The organism is Suicoccus acidiformans (assembly GCF_003546865.1).
Lineage (GTDB): Bacteria > Bacillota > Bacilli > Lactobacillales > Aerococcaceae > Suicoccus > Suicoccus acidiformans.
In genome coordinates this window covers 333,294-352,849 of sequence record NZ_CP023434.1, presented here as the reverse complement: position 1 = coordinate 352,849, position 19,556 = coordinate 333,294, and the positions used below count along the sequence as shown (strand labels likewise).

Genomic DNA, 19,556 nt, shown 5'->3' with positions numbered 1-19,556 from the left:
TCCTAGGAGAAGTCCCACTCATCCGAATTGTTGCGAATAGATGCAATGTCTTTGAAGGTGGATAATTGGCACACAAAAGCCATAATAGTAAAACCTAGCGTAATCCACTCAATATACTCCACCTTAAAGGCGTTAATAAATGCTGCCAGAAACATTAACAAAGTAACAACAACCTGCTTCTTCTGTTGAAAGTAAAAGCCGGTACTGCGCGAGAAAAGCGTTCGCGCAAAATAAAAGATAATATAAGCGACTGCTGAAGCTAAGGCCGCCCCTCGGTAGCCCCAAGTTGGTGTCAATATGTAATTCAAGATTAAACTCGGCAGTAGAGCTAAGATACTGACGACAATATTGTAGTGGGTCTTACGGGAGAAGACGATACCTAACGTGGTTGTCTCCGATAAAGTGTACATAATATGTGGCAAACAGAGTAAGCCGACAATGTATATTACTTCCCCATACATAACCTCATCATAGGCCAAATCAAGAATCCAGCCAATAGGCTTCTTCACCAGAAGCAGGGCAAAAAATACAGCCGTTAACAACATGAGCAAGGCGTCACTAATAAATTTATAATGATTTAATGACTTCCCTTCCTCATGCCACCGGTAAGCCGTCGGTGTCCAAAAACTGGCAAAAGCTGTCTTTAAAATACCGATAACACTGGAAATCTTAAAGGCCACACTATAAATCCCCCGGTCGACTGGCGTACTAAATTCGGTCAAAAACAACATGTCTACACTATTCAAAACCGACGTTAACGACGCCGCAACCATGACGGGTACCCCAAATTTCAACATCCCTTGGATTAGTGTCTGGTCAACTCGGAAATGATCATATTTCAGCAAATAGCGATAACGCCAGAATAGAATTAAGTCAACCAATAGTTGTCCGAAGATTAAACCATAGACAATCACGCGAAAATCTCGCATACCCGCTGCAATACAGAGCATCGAGAAGAGAAAAACACCGAGCTTCAAAGTCAAATTAAATAGGGAATATTCAAACGCTCGCTCTTCCATGCGAATCGTCAACAGCATAAAGCGCTCAATTACCGTGGCCAACACCCATACCCCAGCATACCACGCAATATATTGGTAATGAGGCGAGTCGAATAGCCATAGAGACAATTGCTCGTCAAAGACAATAAAGCATACAAAAAGTAAGACACCAGCCAACATTGGCACTAACATGGCCTGCTGGGCTAAATAACGTTTATCTTTAAATCGGTGATACTCTCGTGTATAGGCTTGGTCAAGCCCAATGTAAATAAAGTTGGGGATTTGCACCAATAAGGTTTGAAAAGCCCCGGCCAAGCCGTATTCATCAACCGTTAAGAAGTAAGTTAGAACCGGCACTTGAACAAAGGATATGAGTGCCCCTAAGACCGGCCCCAAAGAAAATCCAAAAAATCGCTTCAAAAACTTTTCCAAGCTGCAATCACTCCTATTTCATGGCCGAAGGCAAAGCTTCGCGCAAATACAAGGTATATAGACGGGCCGCTTCATCGTTCGTATAATTATGTTTCTCTAAGGCTTCCATGCGCTGGTCAACGCTTGGGATATTACGTTGCTTAGCTTCTTTGAGGGCCTTGTACAACGTTTCAGCATCTGCTGTTAAGGGCGTTCGCTTTACTAAACCTAAGCCTAAATCGGCTTCCCGGGGAATCGTATTGGACATGACCACGGGAATCCCAGCAGCCTGACTTTCAATTGCGACGGTCCCTAAGCCTTCACTTTTCGAAGGGAAAATCAGGCAATCCAGGGCTGGGAAGAAATCCGCAATAGGCGATACTCGCCCTAGCATAACGACGCGACCTTCTAAGGATCGACTACGTATCTCTTGCTGTAAATCAGCTTCTAAGGCACCTGCTCCGGCAATAAAGAAGCGACCAGCCAAGCCTTGAAGGCGTGCATGGCTGGCAACCTCTAGGGTGAGTCGATGATTTTTGCCTGGGGCTAAACGGCCTATTTGACCAATTACAAAATCATCGTCTGTTAGACCGTGATTCTGCCGGAAAGTATCTCGTTTAGCTTGGAAGGTTGCGGCATCTAGTAGGTATTCATCCGGATCGATACTGTTGGGAATGACCATCATCTGCTGATTGGGAATAGCGTAGCCGTATAGGGATTTGATTGCCATACGACTGCAACCAATGTAAGCATCAGACACATAGCGATTTACCTGCTGATCAATTTGATGCCTTAAGCGCTCAAGAGGATGTAATTGGCTCTCATTCACGCTATAATGCGCATGGACAACAAAGCGCTGAATCCCCTTCGCTTGTGCAAGCTGCTTATAAATATAAGCCCGGTAGCCCGCTATATGACAATGCACCAAGTCGTACTGATATAAATCCATCACTCGGGTGAAAGACGCTTTGAAACTGCGCCAACCATGTTTTTTGGGGTTGTTTAATTGATAGACATCTCCGCCGGTTACTTGAATCACCTGGCGAAAGCTCTCAGGCACCTCGTCATAGGTCACTACGTCAAAGAGAATGCCATAAGCTTGAATTGAACTGGCGATATTATGAATAAAGGTCGAGATTCCTCCACCGTAACCACTCATTATATGAAGCACACGCATCACAGGCCCCTTGCGACCTATGTACATTGACATCCCTCATTTCTTCTGTAATACATTGCAACAGTATACCATAAATGTTGCCTTCCGGCGACCAAACTTTGTGTGGCGAGCGAGATTACGTCTTATCAACATTTCCTGTCGAATTTTATCTTTTACTTCACGGCACATTGCTCTATATCTTCTCACAAAGAGAGGAGCTACGTGTCCGCTGCACTATAGCTCCTAGTTCGTTCACATTCCAAAATCATTCCACCGCAGCCGGCTCGATTGGTTCCTCAGTAGCCGGTGTGTTGTATGAGTAGTAAAAAGGGGGCTCCTCATAAACCGGCGCTTCTTCATAATTGACCGCCTGGCTTCCCGCTGGCTCACCTGGATTTTGGTAACTTTGGCTATTTCCACCCGACCCAGCACCTTCTGAATAAGACGGGCTGGTACTATAGCCACTATAGGACTCATAGGTTGGTAGCTGAGCAGGTTCAGCCGGTGCTTGATGGCGATGTTGTCGAATCGTTTCGATACTGCTCTGCTCGTCCATCACTTCTTGGTAGTCCTCTTCAGTCAAGCCGGAAGGATACTGATTAATAATCACTAAATCCGTTCGAGTGGCGCTCATTCCCTGCTCTTCTTCCCCTTCTTGGCCAGCTTCTCCAGTTCCCAATGGGTCAGCTAAGGCACTTTGCGTAATCGGGCGCAGGCCGGACAGCAGGCGGTATTCGTTAGACACTTTCACCCGCGAGCTAAGGGGAATATTGAAGTAAAATACTTCATCCATAAAGACCTCTTCTAATTGCTCAAATTTAATGGAGCTAATGTGATTCAAAGCAGGTAAATAATACTGGTAAATGGACAATAATTCACCCAGGTTCACATTCGTCTGGACATTGCGTGAAACGACCTGCAGGAGACGCGGATAGGCCGCAACGCCATCCATACTTAGCACCTTATCAATCATCGCTTTGATGACAATTTTCTGGCGATTTTGCCGGCCGATTTCACCCTCTGGATCATCGTAACGCATCCGAGCAAAATTCATTGCCTTGACACCGTCCACCTGGCGGGTCTCTCCTTCATGAAACTCCGTCCCCCGATATTCAAAGCTCAAAGGACTCGTCACCTCAATACCACCAATTGCGTCAATCACCTCGATTAAACTTTGCATATTAATGACCGCATAGTAATCAATCGGCACCTGTAGGTAATTCTGCAAGGTCTCAATCGTCAGCTCAATGCCCCCAAAGGCGAAGGCATGGTTCACCTTGTCTGGTTCACTTTGGCCAGGAATATCGACTAAGGTATCCCGGGGAATGCTGAGCATCTTCATACTTTGGTTTTCCGGGTTAACATTCACTAAAATCAATGTGTCCGATCGTTTCGGATCATTTTCACGTGCATCTCCATCTAAGCCGACTAACAGGACATTAATTGGATGACCTTGAGTCAATTCAACGTCCTGCTCTCGCATCGGATCAACTGCCACTTCCTGGCTCATTGTGTCGACGGCGGTTTTCAAATCGCGGGTCACTTTCCCGGCTACGGCCGCTAAGACAACCAATACCAACACAAGCAATCTACGTAATATTTGCCAATAATTAACGTTACTTCTCTCTTTTCTAAACAACTTCTTCAATCAATCACAACCTAATTCTCATAATCCGTTGGAACTAAAAGCTTACGTACTTCTTCACTAATGGCCGCGTCATTCTTCGATAAATCAGCCACATTTGTCTCGTCAACTTGCAGTTGCGTCGTGTTCTGTAACGCTTCCTGGCAAGAAGGACGGATGAGATACACCCATTGCCAGAAAGGGACATCTGACTGAACCACTGTTTCCAATTCTTTGAGATAAGCCGGGTAATCCCAGACATGCTCCCAGGAGAAGAAGGCCTGCATTACCTGGATTAGGAGTTGCCGTTGCCGGTGGATAAAATCAGCTTCAGCCTCATCAACTTGACGCTGATTAAGTAGCTCAATCTGGCGACCATTCAACTGCTTAGTCTCCCCCGGTCGCATGGAAACATCAGCGACATCAATCGCTTCATCTAATTGGATGTCCACTTCACCCAGTACATCCACCACGGTGCGTAATTCTGACAGGCGAAGCATTACATAATAATCGGACTCCACTTGGGTGAATCCATCGACTACATTAGTGACCGCCTTAACCCCCTGATTGGTATAAACACTACCTAAAGTTAAGGCATCAGGATTCGAGTCAACTTTCAGTTGATTACTAAATTGGATATGCGCACTGTGCGCATTCGCAGGATCCACCGAGATAATGTCAATAATATCCACTTCTTCCGGACCAATTCGGCCGCTTTCCAAGTAATCAATGCCAGCAATCAATACATTCACTGCCTGATTATGGGTAAGGGGTTCATGCGGTAGAATCTCCAAATCGTCTTCATAGATATATTCATAATAAGCATTCTGGATATTCGTGTATTGCCTCAAGGCAACAGAGCAAATAATGACCAATGCAACCATCATAATAAAGAGGAGAATCGGAATTTTACGTAGTTTACGCCGTCGGTTTGTTTGGATTGTTTGATAAGCTGTTGCTCTAGGACGACGATTCCGACTCATCTTTAAGCCTCATATCCGTTCGGATTCTGACTTTGCCAGCGCCAGCTATCCCGGCACATATCCTCTAAGTCGTATTGAGCCGTCCAGGCTAATTCCTCTTGCGCCTTGCTAGGGTCGGCGTAACACACGGCTACGTCGCCTGCCCGGCGGCCATCGATTTGATAAGGAATCTTAATATCATTCGCCTTCTCAAAAGCATGAATTAAATCCAAAACACTATAGCCTTCGCCAGTGCCTAAGTTATATGTCGTAAGTCCCGCCTTGTCAAAATCACGCAAAGCAGCCATGTGTCCCTTGGCTAAGTCAACAACATGAATATAATCGCGGACACCTGTACCATCTGGGGTTGGATAATCATCCCCATAGACATGCACCTGTTCCAGCTTGCCAATGGCTACTTGGGTAACGTAAGGCATCAAATTATTCGGCACCCCATTAGGATTCTCGCCAATTTGGCCCGACTCATGCGCTCCAATTGGGTTAAAGTAGCGCAAAAGAACAATCGACCAATCCGGTTCCGCCCGGTATAAGTCCTGTAAGAGTTGCTCGTTCACAATCTTCGTATAGCCATATGGATTCGTCGCTTGGCCAATCGGCATGCTCTCGTTCAATGGGGACGGGTTCTCCATACCGTACACTGTCGCAGATGAGCTGAGAATAAAGCGTTTCACGTCAAATTGCCGCATTAAATGCAACAGCTGAATCGTTCCTGTAATGTTGTTGTGGTAATACTCCAATGGTTTTTCAACCGATTCACCTACTGCTTTAAAGGCCGCAAAGTGAATCACCCCATCCACAACTTCTTTAGCAAAGATGTCGCGCATCGCGTCCGTATCAAGTATATTCCTTTGGTAGAAGGTAACTTTCCGGCCAGAAATTGCTTCAATGCGGCGAAGTACTTCACGACTGCTATTAGACAAATCATCAACAATGACCACATCGTGTCCATCCGCCAGCAGTTCCACCGCAGTATGACTGCCAATATAACCTGCGCCACCTGTGATTAGTAATTTCACTCTGGATCTACGCCCCTTTTCATTTCTAGTATAGTTCGGCTTATTATATCATACCTTGAAGGAAATTGATGAGATTTCTATGAAGATTCTATAAAAATGCGAAACTAGAAATCCTGCTTAAGTAACTACTCTATAAGCCTATAAGGGTGAAGGAAGCCTATTCTTGGTTTGCAATCTACACTAAGAATACATAAATCCTATAAACTAAAGACAATGTTAGCACAAGTTTCAAACTGTAATCGTATATTATACTGTACATTATTTGGACAGCTCTGGCATTATCTAGATTAGATTACGCGAGAAAGACGTCCGACGGAATATAATCCTTGAAAAATTCCGTTGAGAAGTGGTCCCGCGGAATAAAAATTTGCCAAAATTCCGTCGGGAGCAATCTCCACGGAATAAACGGCGAAATTTATGCCGTGGGAGACACTCCCCAAGGAATCCCAGCGACAAATCATACATAAATTTACATCCAGCGTACACAAAGATTCACCTTTTTGCCTGAACGGTCACAAAGCGACAAGAGAAAGCTTAGCGTCCAAACACCTAGCCCACCTTCTAATAACTATCCTCCTATTAGGACAACACCTCAGCCAAACGCATCATTCCCAAGCTTCCTAAGTTTTGCTATAATAAAAGAAATAATACTCAAAGGAGGCAGCTTTATGGCTGAAGCTTTAATTATATATACCAGTTTGACCGGAAATACCGAGGCTTGCTGCGATATCGTGCAAGAACAATTAGAATCACATAATATTGACGTTACCATGTATGACGTTATGGACGCCGACCCTGAGGACTTTCTCGATTATGACATCGTCCTAGTTGGTAGCTATACTTATGGAGTTGACGGTGTACTACCAGACGAGATGGAAGACTTCCACGAAGAGATGCAGGAGTTGGACCTTTCAGGCAAAGTGTACGGTGCCTTCGGTTCGGGTGATGATTTCTATCCGGTGTTCTGTACTGCCGTTGATGATTTCGAAGCGGCTTTTGAAGCAGCCGGCGCAACTAAAGGTGGCACGGGTGTTAAAGTGAACCTTTACCCCGAAGATGAGGATGAGGAGAACTTACGCACGTTAGCCGATAATATTGTCAAAACTTTCGAAGGGATGTAGAGTCAGCTATGTTAGACAACTTTAATGAATTACTCAGCAAATACGCCCAACTAATTATCCAAAAAGGGGTCAACGTCCAAGCCGGTGATTATGTACAAATCTCCGCCGACCTTGAGCAAGCCCCGCTCACCCGACTCATGACTGAAGCGGCCTACAAAGCTGGTGCGAAGCAAGTCGTCGTTTTTTGGAACGATGATGCGATTACTCGGACCCACTATACTTATCAAGATACTGAGACTCTGGTTGACATTCCTCAATATAAGGTGGACGAAGCGCATGACCTCTTGAATAAGCGCGCGAAGCGTATTGCCTTGCGCTCATCGAACCCTAATGCTCTCAACGGCATTGATCCTGACAAAATTAGCGCAGCTAACCTAGCCAACGCCAAAGCCATGCAAGAGATTCGTCTGGCAACCCAAGCCAATCAAGTTAGCTGGCTCGTTGTCGCAGGGGCTGGCCAAGCCTGGGCCGAACTCGTCTTTCCAGACTTAGCCCCGGAAGCAGCCTTAGACGCTCTGTGGGAACATATCTTTAAAGCTTGCCGGGTTGACCAAGCTGACCCTATTCAAGCCTGGGATGAACATGAAGCAACTTTACAAGCCAAGGCAGACTATTTAAATAAACAGCAATTCGCCCAGCTACATTATACAGCGCCAGGCACTGACTTTACCCTCGGCTTACCTGACAACCATGTCTGGGAAAGTGCCGGTAGCGTGAACCAGCAAGGCGAAAGTTTTATCGCTAATATGCCTACAGAAGAAGTCTTCACCGCTCCAGACTTCCGCCAAGCTTCAGGCGTAGTCTCTAGCACCAAGCCCCTTAGCTACGGGGGGACCGTCATCGATGGCATGGTATTCCATTTCGAAGATGGGCAGATTGTCCAAGCAAGTGCTAAGGAAGGCGAGGAAACCTTACACCGTCTGATTGAAAACAACAAGGGTGCCAAAGCTCTCGGTGAGGTTGCTTTAGTGCCGCATGCATCACCGATTTCTCAATCAGGAATTATTTTCTACAATACCCTGTTTGACGAGAATGCTTCAAATCACTTAGCCATCGGCCAAGCCTACGCAACGTCTGTTAAAGGGGGGACCGAAATGAGCCAAGAGGAATTGGAAGCAGCTGGCTTGAACCGCTCAACCGTCCATGTTGACTTTATGATTGGGTCCGCCGAGATGGACATTGATGGCATTACCCAAGACGGGCAAAGAATCCCTATTTTCCGCCAAGGAGCCTGGGTCATTTAATATGCCCAATATATAACAGGTGCGCGAAAAATAATCGCCTTAAGTGGAAGGGACGGCGGTAATAGTTCAATAACGCCCTCTTTGGCCTAAAGGAAGGCAAATTACCGGAAATTGACGTGATTAGTCAACAGGATGGTCATTTGCCTTAGTATTAGCCCAAAGCATCGCAGAGATTTAGTATTGATTGTATTTTTGAGGAGGATGAACATGAGCCAGGAGCCGAAACGAAGCTATTTGGAAGATGAGATTGCCAAGCAGGTTGATCAGCTTGACCAGCGACTAGACCGGAATAATTGGCTGTTTCTTGTTGTTTTACTGGTGTTTGTTTTTGTGACGATTTATTTCGTCACGAATATCTTCGGCAGTCAGGAGCTAACGCTTGATCAAGCGAGCCAGCAAGCTGAGCTTTTAGAGCGTATTGAAGCGTTAGAATCGCGTGTGGAAGTCTTAGAAGGTGGCCAAGAGTGAACCCCGTGAATTCTAAACCCAAAGGCCTGCTTCACCTGAATTCTTATTTCTCCACATCAGGCCTATTTAAAGAACTCTATGACCGGCAAGAAGCTTATGGCTTACCCATATCTGTCTACGTGCCCATTGCTGAAGAATACCCCGAAGACCGGCTGGCTGCCAAAGGGGACTATAGCCAAGTGGTACGCCCTTTTAAAGAGCGCGATCGTTACATCTTCCACCTCAAACATCAGAAAATTTGGCGTGATTTGAAACAGCGCTATCACTTTGAAGACTATGGCCTAGTCCATGCTCATTCCCTGTTCTCCAATGGCTGGCTGGCGTGGAAAGTAAAACAACATGCAGGCTTACCATACGTTGTAGCTGTGCGAAATACAGATGTCCGCACTTTCTTCCGTAGAATGCCCTGGATGCGTCCGATTGGGCTAAATATTCTTAGAGAAGCTGAGCGAATCGTCTTTATCTCGCGCAAAACTTATCAGGAAGTCTTCGGTACTTATATCCCTGAAGCTGACCAGGCTCAACTAGCTGCCAAAACTTTGGTAATTCCTAACGGCATTGGTGATTTCTGGCATGAAGAAACTCATGTGCAGACGAGGGATGATTTGCATGAGCCTTTGCGCATCATCTCTGTGGGGAAAGTAATGAAACTTAAGCGTTTCCCGCAACTCGCTGAGATGACGGCTAACTACCCTAAGCCGGTAGAGTTGCATATTGTTGGTCCCGAATGGGAAGACGGTATTCTGGCAAATTTGCAAGCATACCCCCATGTCACCTACCACGGCGCCAAAAATCCACAAGAGCTTCGCGAACTCTACCGTACAATGGATATTTACGCCATGTTATCCTCTCCGGAAACCTTTGGTTTAGTATACGTTGAAGCAATGAGCCAAGGCCTACCTGTCATATACACAGCCGGGGAAGGATTCGACAGCTTCTACCCTAACCATACTGTCGGGGTAAGTGTGGATAAGGCCGATGAAGCCGGCCTGCACCAAGCACTCGATTACATCCAAAGCCATTATGATAAGCTATCGAGCCAGGCCGTCCAAGCCAGTGGCAACTTTCGCTGGAATGAAATTCACGAGCAGTATTTGTCTTTGTATCGGGAAATCGTATGACGAATTGAGACAGCTAGTAAGCGTCGCTTCATCGGTAGCCTCAATAAGCCACCAGGCAAATTCACCTTCAGCCTTTAGACTGATTTTGGCCAGTCTGAGGCTTTTTTGCTTTATATCAAGCTTTCTTGGCGTTATACTTATAGAGGAATCTTGAAAGGAAGGAAGTGGGCTTATGCAATCATGGTGGAATGATTTGAAGCGAATCGGTAAGCTTCTTGTCGGCATTCTGGCCATTGTCTTTACTGTCTTTATTATCAATCAATTCCTCGGCCTTTATCAAGCCTTGAGGCAAGTGCATCCTTATGTTGCCATCGGTGGCGTTGTTATGCTAGCAGGGCTACTACTCTGGGCCTTGGTTAAACTGGGGCAATTGTTGCGGCATAACCAGCCAACCTTAACGCTAGCAGAAGATGCTGATGAAGATGCTTATATGGCTTATCTCGACGTTATTATTAGCCAACTTGACCAAAATCCTTATATCGTCGACCCTTGCAATGAAACAGAGCAAGAAGGCAAAGAAGCCTATATTTCTGAAGCCTTTGCCCAATTAAACGACATAACATTACCGATCATTAAGGAGAATGCGAATGCTATCTTTCTCACCACCGCCATCTCCCAGAATGGTTCCCTAGATAGCTTTATTGTACTCTTTACCCTTATTCGCTTAGTATGGCAACTGGCCAGCATCTACCAAACTCGGCCAAGTCTTGGCAGTTTTTTGAAGCTATACAGCCAAGTGGGGAGCGTCGTCTTTATGGCTCGAACCATAGAAGACGCCGATTTAATTGAAGACCAACTGGAGCCTCTGATTGCTGGTGTCCTCGGTGAAAGCATCGCTTCAGCAATCCCTGGCATGGTGCCTATTGCGAACCTCATTGTCAGCTCCATTATGGAAGGAGCGGTCAATGCCTTCTTAACCCTACGCGTTGGTTTCATCACCCAAGCCTATTTAAGTAGTAATCAAGACTTGAACCGCCAGAAGGTGCGTCGCTCGGCTTCTACCGAAGCCTTGAAATATCTCGGCACCATCATTAAAGATAACAGCAAATCCATCATCAAGAAAGCCGCCTCGGCCGCCAAAAACGCCAGTACTTCCACAGCTAAACGATGGTTCAGCCTACCTCAAAAATAACGCACAACAACTTAATGAACAACGCATCGTATCCACTTTTCTATAGTCATACGATGCGTTGTTATTTGTCATTGAGGATTACCAAAGCGCATCCTCATGCGATATATCTTTGACCTGGTTCTCTTTAAGCTCATGCAAAGCACCCACGCATAAGTGCCCCACATAATTCCACACCCAAACTTGCTCCTCCCTCGAATAAATAGGAAAACGCATCAAACTAACTCAACCTAAGGTTAGTTTGATGCATTGCGTGCTTTAAAATTACCAAGTTACTGTGCTAAATTCGCTTCAGCCCGATCTTGGTCCGTCATAATGTACGGTCCATCGTCGGTAATCACAAGGCTATGTTCATACTGAGCACAGTATCCCCCATCGCGGGTACGGGCAGTCCAGCCATTATTGTCCATTTGCATTTGCCAGGTTCCAGTTGTAACCATCGGTTCAATAGTAATGGTCATGCCCTTCTTCAGACGAAGGCCTTTTCCAGCTAAGCCATAATGAGGAACGGCCGGCTCTTCGTGAATACTTGGGCCAATACCGTGGCCAATAAAGTCGCGCACAACGCCGAAACCTTCGCCTTCCACATAGGTTTGAATAGCATGCCCAATATCGCCGATGCGGTTACCAACTTTGGCCTGTTCAATACCAATGTAGAGAGCTTTTAAAGTAACGTCCATGAGACGTTGATGTTCGGGATCAATCTCACCGACTGCATAACACCAGCAACTGTCTGAAATTCCGCCGTTATAATCAATACAGAAGTCCACTTTAACAATGTCTCCTGACTTTAATACCCGGTCTGACGGGAAGCCGTGGCAAATCTCATCGTTGACACTCGTACATGTAGCATACTTGTAGCCTTCATAGCCAATCTGGGCAGCAATTCCACCGCCAGCTTCAATACGTTCTTGTACGAATTGATCAATCTCCTTCGTTGTTACACCAGGCTTAATAAAATCACGCAAGGCAATATGAATACTGGCTAACAATTGGCCAGATTCATCCATCGTTTGAATTTCACGTTCTGATTTTAAGGTTATCATATCAATCTCCAATCTTTATTCATTTATTTCTTGCCAAGTGATACGCACATCACAGGCCACGGTCTCTTTACTTGTATTATGAATCGTATGCTGGGTCACCACTTCACTGGCCGAACTTTGCATAAGGGTATCGATGTGAATATAGTCTTCCGGCAGAATCTCCTTACCGTATTTGACCTCTACTTTTATAGGTGTATGTGTTGCGGTAAAATCAGCTGCCAATGAAGCGTAGCACCAACGCAAATAGACTAGATTATTCACATGTTGATTCTCATCAATATCGTCTGCTTGGGGTAGATAGTCAAAGCGTGACAAGCCCTCTACATCAGGCACCCGTTGCAACTTCTCAAAAGCCGGCATTGGCAAACTATCATCCAATAAATCCGTCTGCCTCACCAAATCAGCATTCACTTTACTCATCTGACGGGTCTGGAAATTAATCGCAGCATATTGCGTATGAATATCCATCAGCAATTCCCCATCACATAATACTTCGAAATAACGTCGAATCAAGAAGCGGTTCCCATCCGTTACCCGCGTGGTAATTTGCAGCTCATCGCCCACTTTCGGCGCCTTATATACATGAATTAAATACTGGGTAATTACCCAAATATCCGCTTCACCTTTCACCTGATCATCCAGCTTCTCATGGACAGCTTGATCATGTGCCCCGGAGACCACAAGGGCATTGTGAATTAATTTAGCCAAGTCAATGCGGCCACTCTCTGCTAAAATATATGATTCATCAACCGTAAAAGGCATCGAATATACACGCATGTCCGATAAATCTACCACTGCCAACCTGCATCCCTCTTTCATAAATAAGCTCACCCTATTGTAACATAGTTTTATGGTATTCGTCACATATGGCATAATGTTTTTCGGCCAAGCTAAAAAAGAGCCCCCGAAGGAGCTCTCTAAGTATAAATATAAGTCCACTAATTCATTTGTTTCAATACGAAACTTACAATCGCGATGAGAATCACGGCGCCTAGAATTGACGGGATAATAAAGAATCCGCCGATTTGTGGGCCAAAGCCAGCCATGAATGTGTTACCAATCCATGAACCTAGGAAACCAGCAACAATATTACCGATTACTCCACCAGGAATATCGCGTCCCATAATTGCTCCAGCTGCCCATCCGATTACACCACCGACAATTAAAGACCATAACCATCCCATAATTGCCACCTCTTCTCTTTTATTTAATCAAGATACTCATATCTTGTTAGCATTATTATACAACAAAAATGAGGGGATTCCCAATGATATGCCTTTCGCCTATATTATTCGCACTAACCCAACACTAGATACTGTCAACCATGGCCTTGAAAGGTGCGCGTCAGATAGTCTTTCCTCAAAACCATCTTAGGATATTCCAACCCTTACAGAAATCTTCCAGACAGGATAGCAATCTCCTTTACTAGCTAAACTAAAAAACAACTGCCAGAGGATGCTTTTGCAACACCCTCTTAGCAGCTACTGTAGACACGCTATATTTTCAAAGAGCATAATCGCTCAATAATCTCACCCTAACGCATTGTTACAAATTCTTCGGCTCCCGTTGGATGAATGGCTATAACTGAGTCAAAGTCTTTCTTAGTAGCGCCCATCTTCATGGCAACCCCAAAGCCTTGAATCATCTCATCGACACCTTGGCCAATCCCGTGCAAGCCGATGATTTTCTCTTCCTCACCTAAACAGACTAATTTAAAGTCACACGCTTCCCGGTAACCGCCTGCAGAGGCGTACATGGAGAAGAAACGGTTGGTATAGACTTTAATGTTGCCTTCACCGTATTCTTCAATGGCCTGCTCTTCGGTTAAGCCAATTGTGCCAATTGGAGGATGACTGAAGATAACCGTTGGAATATTATCATATTCAATAGCCGAAGTTGGCGCGTCATTAAAGAGATATTCTGAAATTTGGCGCCCTGCCCGTATCGCTACAGGTGTCAAATTCGGCCGATCAATCACATCCCCAATAGCATAGACGCCCGCGGCATCTGTCTCGTGCTTGTCGTTGACAACAACTAGCCCTGCTTCATCGAGTTTAACGTCCGTATTCTCTAAGCCAAGGTCTTCTGTGTTTGGTACACGACCGATGCCTGCAACCACCTTATCTACGGTAATACACACTTGACCGTTCATTAGACACTCAATCTGGCCGTCTTGGTTACGGCGGAAGGAGTCAATATGCGTATAGGGATGAAGTCCTAAACCACTGGACTCCATGGCCACCATTAGATTATCAGTTAACATGCGGTCAAAGCTACGTAAAGGACGATCATAGCGGAAGGCTAAGGAAGTATCTACACCGAGACTGTTATACACTTGCGCTAATTCAACGGCAATATAACCTGCGCCATAGAAGAGTACTGATTGCGGAAGCTCTGTCCAATTGAAGACATCATCAGAATATTCTACTAACTCTGCGCCTTCAACGTCCAAGGGACGTGGTCGACGGCCAGTTGCAATAATAATATGCTCACCATAGATACATTCACCATTGATTTCAATCTCATGATTGGAGACGAAGCGGGCATGACCCCGATATAAATCGATGCCATTCTTGTTAAAGTTATTCTCATAGCCCGTACGAGAGCGTCCTACATAGCCATCTCGGGCTTCTAGAAAGGTTTGGTAATTGAAATGAACGTCTTCGGCGGTAAAGCCATAATTAGGTCCATATTTCTCAATAGCATCTGCTATTGTCGCTGCGTACCAACTCACCTTCTTAGGCACACAACCACGATTCACACAGGTTCCACCAATATCCCAATTCTCAATGATGGCCACTTTCTTACCATATTCCCCAGCGCGGTTAGCTGCGCCACTACCGCCACTGCCGCCACCAATCGTGATTAAATCATATTTCTTCATCGTATCCCTCTTTCTATATACGCTCTAGCCAAACGGCTGGCAAAGTCTGACTAGCTGCCACTACTGCATGAATTCGGCCATGGTTGTCATAACAGCGATAAAATAACTTACCTTCAGCATTATAGCCATAACGATAAGCTAGCAACCAATGGTTGCCGTAATGATTACCTAAAGGCTTCAGCCCGCCAACAATCACAGGCAAAGGTCGCTCATCATTCAACATCTTCAGCACAATTGGATCACTCAGCCAATGCCAGCGAGCCCGGTAATGGCCGTCAGTTTCAAGTAATTCATTCAAGCCGCCCACCAAATCCCAATAGTAAGTTCCCGGATAGAAATGCCGGCCATCGACAAGTGGGCGCAAGGCTTGAATAAGCTTATCCATATCTAATTCGTAATCACGGTCCAAACGGATGACACTATGTAAGAGAGCTGCACTCACATAGGTTCCACAAATGCCCGGTTTCTCACGGTTGACATATTTGCGATAGGGCTGGAAGAACTTCGGATCCAACCCGTACCAAGTTTTCGGCTGTAGGTGAACTGGGTATTTATTCTTACGTCTTTTCACCGAATCTTCCCTCCTTGCCCTGTCACCCTAAGTCTACTATAGATTGTTTAAGGGACAAACTAGATTGCTTAAGTTATCCCCTCGAAAACTTCAAAAACTTACTTTTCAAAAGGGAAACGAATCTTAGCTGATTTGCGTAAGAGCTCCATTGTCTGGGCTACTGACAGACTTAATTGCTTCCAATCTTCATACATAAGTTGCAAGCGCAAATCATCAGGTTTCGTTAAGACTTCATAGAAAGTAACAATTTGATCGTAGAGCTGATTTTCTGGGCGGTAGCTAATAATTGTCGCCTCATCCCCTTGCCGGTTGATTAAATCAACTTTGGCAATGGTGGTCATGTCATAAATAACAATCGTTTCATCATCAATGTATATCTCACTTGGCAGAATCGAATGCACTGCCTTCGATAAGAAAATCGGCACTTGGAAATCCGGATAGGTCAAGACAATCGTCCCGAGCAAATCCACCCCATTAGGCCCTTTCATTGCATTATAGCGGACCGTCTGAGGTAAGCCGAATAAGTCTACTGCCACATAAATCGGATAAACACCCAAGTCCATCAGGCTTCCTCCGGCAAATTCCAAGTTAAAGATATTTTCCGGTTTTTCTTCTTTCTCCATCGCATGGTTATAGGAAACATAGCGGGAGGAATATTGACCCAAGTTGAAATTGGCGCCTAGAAAGGGTTGCTCGCGTTCTTCCATTTTATGCTTGACAAGATCTTTCAAACGGCGGTAGTTCCGGTTATGGATGTGCTTGGCTGCTTCGAAGATATAGACCCCCATCTTCTTGGCCTGTTCATGGGCTTCGTGCCACTCTTCTACTGAAGTGAACATGGGCTTTTCAATAATGCAGTGCTTGCCTGCTTGAATAGCTCGCATGGCCTGTTCGAAATGCAAGCTGTTCGGGCTGGCAATATAAACCACATCAATCTCCGGATCATACAGCATATTATTCAACTCGTTCGTGTAGTAATCTGCTTGATAAATCGTCGCCAAGTCCTTGCCATTGGCTTCACTACGCGAATAAATACCTTTGACGTGATATAAATTACTCAACTGACACGCTTCAATAAATTGCTCGGTAATCATCGATGTTCCAATCGTTCCAACATTAAGCATTCCCTTCACCTCCCTCTTGCCCCATAAAGCCTTCATGCGCGGTCTTTAAATAATCAGCGCAAACTCTAATCACTTCTTGCAAACTCCCCTTCTCAAAAGGTGACTGCATATCTGCTAAAGTCACGAGCTCTAAGAAGGACTTAGTCCCACCCACTTGGCAAATGGCTAAATATTGCGACCAGGTTGCTGGACTTTCTTCCACAAAACTTTTTTGCCAGAATTGTAGGGCAACCATTTGGGCTAAGGTGTAGTCAATATAGTAGAAAGGGTCGGAGAAGATATGTAGCTGGCGGTACCAATAGCCACCCACATCGAGAAAAGCTGACTCCGTATAATCCCGCCAAGGTGTGTACTGCTTTTCTAAACGGCGCCAAGCTGCCTCACGCTCTTCAGGCGTCCACTGGGGATGCTCGTACACTTCATGTTGGAAATGATCCACCAGCACCCCATAAGGAATAAAGGTAATTGCACTAGCTAAATGACTATATTTGTAACGCTCAACCCCTTCGCCGAAGAAGTTCTCCATCCAAGGCCAGGCCAGAAACTCCATACTCATCGAGTGAATTTCCGCTGCTTCTGACGTTGGGAAAATCAACTCAGGTGCTGTGATATGCCTTGAAGAATAGACTTGAAAGGCGTGGCCGACTTCATGGGTTAAGACATCCACGTCCGCTGAAGTTCCGTTAAAGTTGGAGAAGATAAAGGGTGACTGGAATTCCGGCAAATACTCGCAGTAGCCCCCACCTTGCTTGCCCGGTTTAGTTTCCAAGTCCATCAAGCCATGTTGCAACATAAAGTCAAAGAATTCAGCTGTCTCAGGTGACATTTCCTGATACATTTGCCGCGCTTTGGCGACGATTTCTTCCGCCGTACCTTCAGGCACGGCATTGCCCTCAGGAAACTCCAAGGCTAGGTCATAGTAAGCTAACTGGTCTACCGCTAAGCGCTCCGCCTGGGCTGCATACACCTTGGACGCTAGGGGTACAACATGAGCTAGCACCTCTTGACGATATACCTCCACATCCTGTCGGTCATAGTCCAATCGGTTCATCCGATCATAGCCCATCTCGACAAAATCAGCATAGCCTAATTGCTGGGCCATTGTATGACGCACATTTACTAAACGGTCATAAATATCCGCTAGTTCATCCCGGTGCTTTGCGTAATAACCCCAGAAGGCCTGTGAACTTTCCTGACGCTCAGCCCGGTCCGTACTTTGCATATGCGGCCCTAAGCCTGATAAATTATACATTTGCCCTTGAAAAGGAATCTCCGCAGCTGCAATTAAACGCTCATACGCTGTTACCAGCTGATTCTCCTCTTGTAGTAGTGGCACAATCTCATCACTGTAAGTGCGCAAATGTTGTTGTGCCATTTTGAAGAAGGTATCTGGCAATAAATCAGGCATATCCTGGTGGTAAGGCGAGGCTAGAATCGCTTGATAATACTGGCTATACCAGCCCTCCACAAGCGGTTGATGTTCATCCCAGAAAGCCGCCTCCTCGGCATAGAATGCATCTTTCGTATCAATCGAATGCCGAATACTTGCTAACATCCGCATACTTTCCAGATGACGCTGCTGGCCCTGAATATCCGCAACAGCCAAGCGCGCCTCATCTAAATTGGCTGCATCCTTAAGCTTTTGCAGCGCTATTTGAAAGGTAGTTTCTTGCGCTGCCAAATCTGGTCTTATATAGGGGAAATCCGTAAAATTCATGTGATCCCTTCTTTCTAATTCATTCTTCTTAATTATAGCCTAAAACCCCTGAGACGAACATCTTATACCCTTAAATTTACCCAAAATACTTATATCACATAGTTTCTTAATCAAGCGAATTCTGCAGGAAACCAGTGGATATAATAAAAAACATCGCCCCTACTAGAATCGCTTGAAAATAGCTCAAGGGTTGGCTCTAACGCGCTCTAATTGCTAAGAATTGCGGTCTGACTGGGCTCATTTCTCAAAGGTGTTGGCGGAACTTTGCGCCTGATGCTTCCCAACCAACACCAATCCTAATAGCTGTACAAATTCTAACGTAGCTACAGCGAGTAGCTTAAATAATCTGAGGTACTGTCGAATAAAATTGGCAACATTCCGTGGAAGAGTGTCCCCACGGAATAAATTGCGGGAAAAATTCCGTGGAAAAGTGCTCCCACGGAATAAATAGCGAAAATTATTCAGCGGGAGCTGTTTCCCACTGAATCGAGATGAGCAGAGAAGCGTTTCTGGAACGTCGTTTTACTTACTTATTGCGTTCGTCATCACACCGGCGCATCAGATAGCCTAAAGCAAGTGTGGCTTTAAGCTACCTTTCAATTAGCAATAGGGAAGCCACGGCTGTGGGCCGTGGCTGAGCCCCTTCTTATTCGCCGTTTCTGCCTTATATATGCGGCGGGATTCCGTGGGAAAGTGGTCCGACGGAATAAAATTGGGTGAAAATGTCGTGGAGCAGTGGTCCCACGGAATAAAATCCTCGCTAAATTCCGTGGAGACCGTTTCCGACGGAATCCAGCTCAACAAATCCTGTCTACCGTCGTCCTTTCATAGTCCCTCGCCGTCTACCCACCCAGTAGACAAGCAATTCGTCGGATTGAATCGAATAGCCTAAAGCGGCCCTTGCTTTAGGCTACTATCAGCAATAGCTAAGGAAATCTCGGTC

General features: G+C 45.5%; 17 protein-coding genes. 5 read left to right on the top strand and 12 right to left on the bottom strand.

Translation table 11 applies throughout. The features are described from left to right. Positions 1-2: 2 nt before the first annotated feature. The 5 genes from CL176_RS01705 to galE all read right to left on the bottom strand — a co-directional run bounded on the left by CL176_RS01705 (position 3) and on the right by galE (position 6,188). A complete protein-coding gene (locus CL176_RS01705; protein WP_118989757.1) occupies positions 3-1,430 on the bottom strand; it encodes a lipopolysaccharide biosynthesis protein in 1,428 nt (475 codons plus the stop codon). Between the two features lie 13 nt (positions 1,431-1,443). Beyond that, complete coding sequence (locus tag CL176_RS01700; RefSeq protein ID WP_162890767.1) at positions 1,444-2,613, bottom strand: glycosyltransferase; 1,170 nt, start codon at positions 2,611-2,613, stop codon at positions 1,444-1,446. Between the two features lie 217 nt (positions 2,614-2,830). Continuing rightward, positions 2,831-4,213, bottom strand: a complete 1,383-nt coding sequence (locus CL176_RS01695; RefSeq protein ID WP_162890766.1) for an LCP family protein — start codon at positions 4,211-4,213, stop codon at positions 2,831-2,833. Positions 4,214-4,224: 11 nt separating this feature from the next. Continuing rightward, a complete protein-coding gene (locus CL176_RS01690) occupies positions 4,225-5,172 on the bottom strand; it encodes an LCP family protein (protein WP_118989754.1) in 948 nt (315 codons plus the stop codon). Between the two features lie 2 nt (positions 5,173-5,174). Then, entirely contained in the window at positions 5,175-6,188 is a 1,014-nt protein-coding gene (gene galE, locus CL176_RS01685) for a UDP-glucose 4-epimerase GalE (RefSeq protein WP_118989753.1), read from the bottom strand. A 668-nt stretch (positions 6,189-6,856) separates the two neighbouring features. Here galE and CL176_RS01680 point away from each other — a divergent pair. The 5 genes from CL176_RS01680 (at position 6,857) to CL176_RS01660 (ending at position 11,274) form a co-directional block, all read left to right on the top strand. After that, complete coding sequence (locus CL176_RS01680) at positions 6,857-7,309, top strand: flavodoxin (protein ID WP_118989752.1); 453 nt, start codon at positions 6,857-6,859, stop codon at positions 7,307-7,309. An 8-nt stretch (positions 7,310-7,317) separates the two neighbouring features. Continuing rightward, positions 7,318-8,553, top strand: coding sequence for an aminopeptidase (locus CL176_RS01675; RefSeq protein WP_118989751.1), 1,236 nt, complete (start codon positions 7,318-7,320; stop codon positions 8,551-8,553). Positions 8,554-8,760: 207 nt separating this feature from the next. Beyond that, a complete protein-coding gene (locus tag CL176_RS01670) occupies positions 8,761-9,021 on the top strand; it encodes a hypothetical protein (RefSeq protein WP_118989750.1) in 261 nt (86 codons plus the stop codon). A gap of 5 nt (positions 9,022-9,026) precedes the next feature. After that, a complete protein-coding gene (locus CL176_RS01665) occupies positions 9,027-10,142 on the top strand; it encodes a glycosyltransferase (protein WP_240430570.1) in 1,116 nt (371 codons plus the stop codon). A 172-nt stretch (positions 10,143-10,314) separates the two neighbouring features. Next, positions 10,315-11,274: a DUF697 domain-containing protein gene (locus CL176_RS01660; RefSeq protein WP_118989749.1), complete on the top strand. Its 960-nt coding sequence runs from the start codon at positions 10,315-10,317 to the stop codon at positions 11,272-11,274. A gap of 269 nt (positions 11,275-11,543) precedes the next feature. On the opposite strand, the gene map is transcribed toward CL176_RS01660, so the two are convergent. The 7 genes from map to CL176_RS01625 form a co-directional block, all read right to left on the bottom strand. Next, on the bottom strand, positions 11,544-12,317 hold the full coding sequence (map, locus tag CL176_RS01655; protein WP_118989748.1) for a type I methionyl aminopeptidase: 774 nt from the start codon (positions 12,315-12,317) through the stop codon (positions 11,544-11,546). Positions 12,318-12,332: 15 nt separating this feature from the next. Beyond that, positions 12,333-13,112 carry an acyl-[acyl-carrier-protein] thioesterase gene (locus tag CL176_RS01650; RefSeq protein ID WP_240430604.1) on the bottom strand — a complete coding sequence of 260 codons (780 nt, stop codon included), beginning with the start codon at positions 13,110-13,112 and terminating at the stop codon, positions 12,333-12,335. A gap of 143 nt (positions 13,113-13,255) precedes the next feature. Then, positions 13,256-13,501, bottom strand: coding sequence for a GlsB/YeaQ/YmgE family stress response membrane protein (locus CL176_RS01645; protein WP_118989746.1), 246 nt, complete (start codon positions 13,499-13,501; stop codon positions 13,256-13,258). A gap of 350 nt (positions 13,502-13,851) precedes the next feature. Continuing rightward, on the bottom strand, positions 13,852-15,201 hold the full coding sequence (gene gorA / locus CL176_RS01640) for a glutathione-disulfide reductase (RefSeq protein WP_118989745.1): 1,350 nt from the start codon (positions 15,199-15,201) through the stop codon (positions 13,852-13,854). A gap of 13 nt (positions 15,202-15,214) precedes the next feature. After that, the gene (locus CL176_RS01635) at positions 15,215-15,772 is read right to left on the bottom strand and encodes a dihydrolipoamide dehydrogenase (protein ID WP_118989744.1); all 558 of its coding nucleotides are present in this window, start codon (positions 15,770-15,772) and stop codon (positions 15,215-15,217) included. Positions 15,773-15,870: 98 nt separating this feature from the next. Next, a complete protein-coding gene (locus CL176_RS01630) occupies positions 15,871-16,896 on the bottom strand; it encodes a Gfo/Idh/MocA family protein (protein WP_118989743.1) in 1,026 nt (341 codons plus the stop codon). Then, positions 16,889-18,613 (bottom strand): M3 family oligoendopeptidase, encoded by a 1,725-nt coding sequence (locus CL176_RS01625; RefSeq protein ID WP_118989742.1) that lies wholly within the window; start codon positions 18,611-18,613, stop codon positions 16,889-16,891. The genes CL176_RS01630 and CL176_RS01625 overlap by 8 nt, the downstream gene beginning before the upstream one ends. Positions 18,614-19,556: the final 943 nt, after the last annotated feature.

Excerpts from the sequence above, each read along its gene's own strand:
- CL176_RS01645 (WP_118989746.1), bottom strand. The coding sequence starts at position 13,501 with ATGGGATGGTTATGGTCTTTAATTGTCGGTGGTGTAATCGGATGGGCA.
- gorA (WP_118989745.1), bottom strand. The coding sequence starts at position 15,201 with ATGAAGAAATATGATTTAATCACGATTGGTGGCGGCAGTGGCGGTAGT.
- CL176_RS01700 (WP_162890767.1), bottom strand. The coding sequence starts at position 2,613 with ATGTACATAGGTCGCAAGGGGCCTGTGATGCGTGTGCTTCATATAATG.
- CL176_RS01680 (WP_118989752.1), top strand. The coding sequence starts at position 6,857 with ATGGCTGAAGCTTTAATTATATATACCAGTTTGACCGGAAATACCGAG.
- CL176_RS01625 (WP_118989742.1), bottom strand. The coding sequence starts at position 18,613 with ATGAATTTTACGGATTTCCCCTATATAAGACCAGATTTGGCAGCGCAA.
- CL176_RS01630 (WP_118989743.1), bottom strand. The coding sequence starts at position 16,896 with ATGCTTAATGTTGGAACGATTGGAACATCGATGATTACCGAGCAATTT.
- map (WP_118989748.1), bottom strand. The coding sequence starts at position 12,317 with ATGATAACCTTAAAATCAGAACGTGAAATTCAAACGATGGATGAATCT.
- CL176_RS01690 (WP_118989754.1), bottom strand. The coding sequence starts at position 5,172 with ATGAGTCGGAATCGTCGTCCTAGAGCAACAGCTTATCAAACAATCCAA.
- CL176_RS01660 (WP_118989749.1), top strand. The coding sequence starts at position 10,315 with ATGCAATCATGGTGGAATGATTTGAAGCGAATCGGTAAGCTTCTTGTC.
- CL176_RS01670 (WP_118989750.1), top strand. The coding sequence starts at position 8,761 with ATGAGCCAGGAGCCGAAACGAAGCTATTTGGAAGATGAGATTGCCAAG.
- CL176_RS01675 (WP_118989751.1), top strand. The coding sequence starts at position 7,318 with ATGTTAGACAACTTTAATGAATTACTCAGCAAATACGCCCAACTAATT.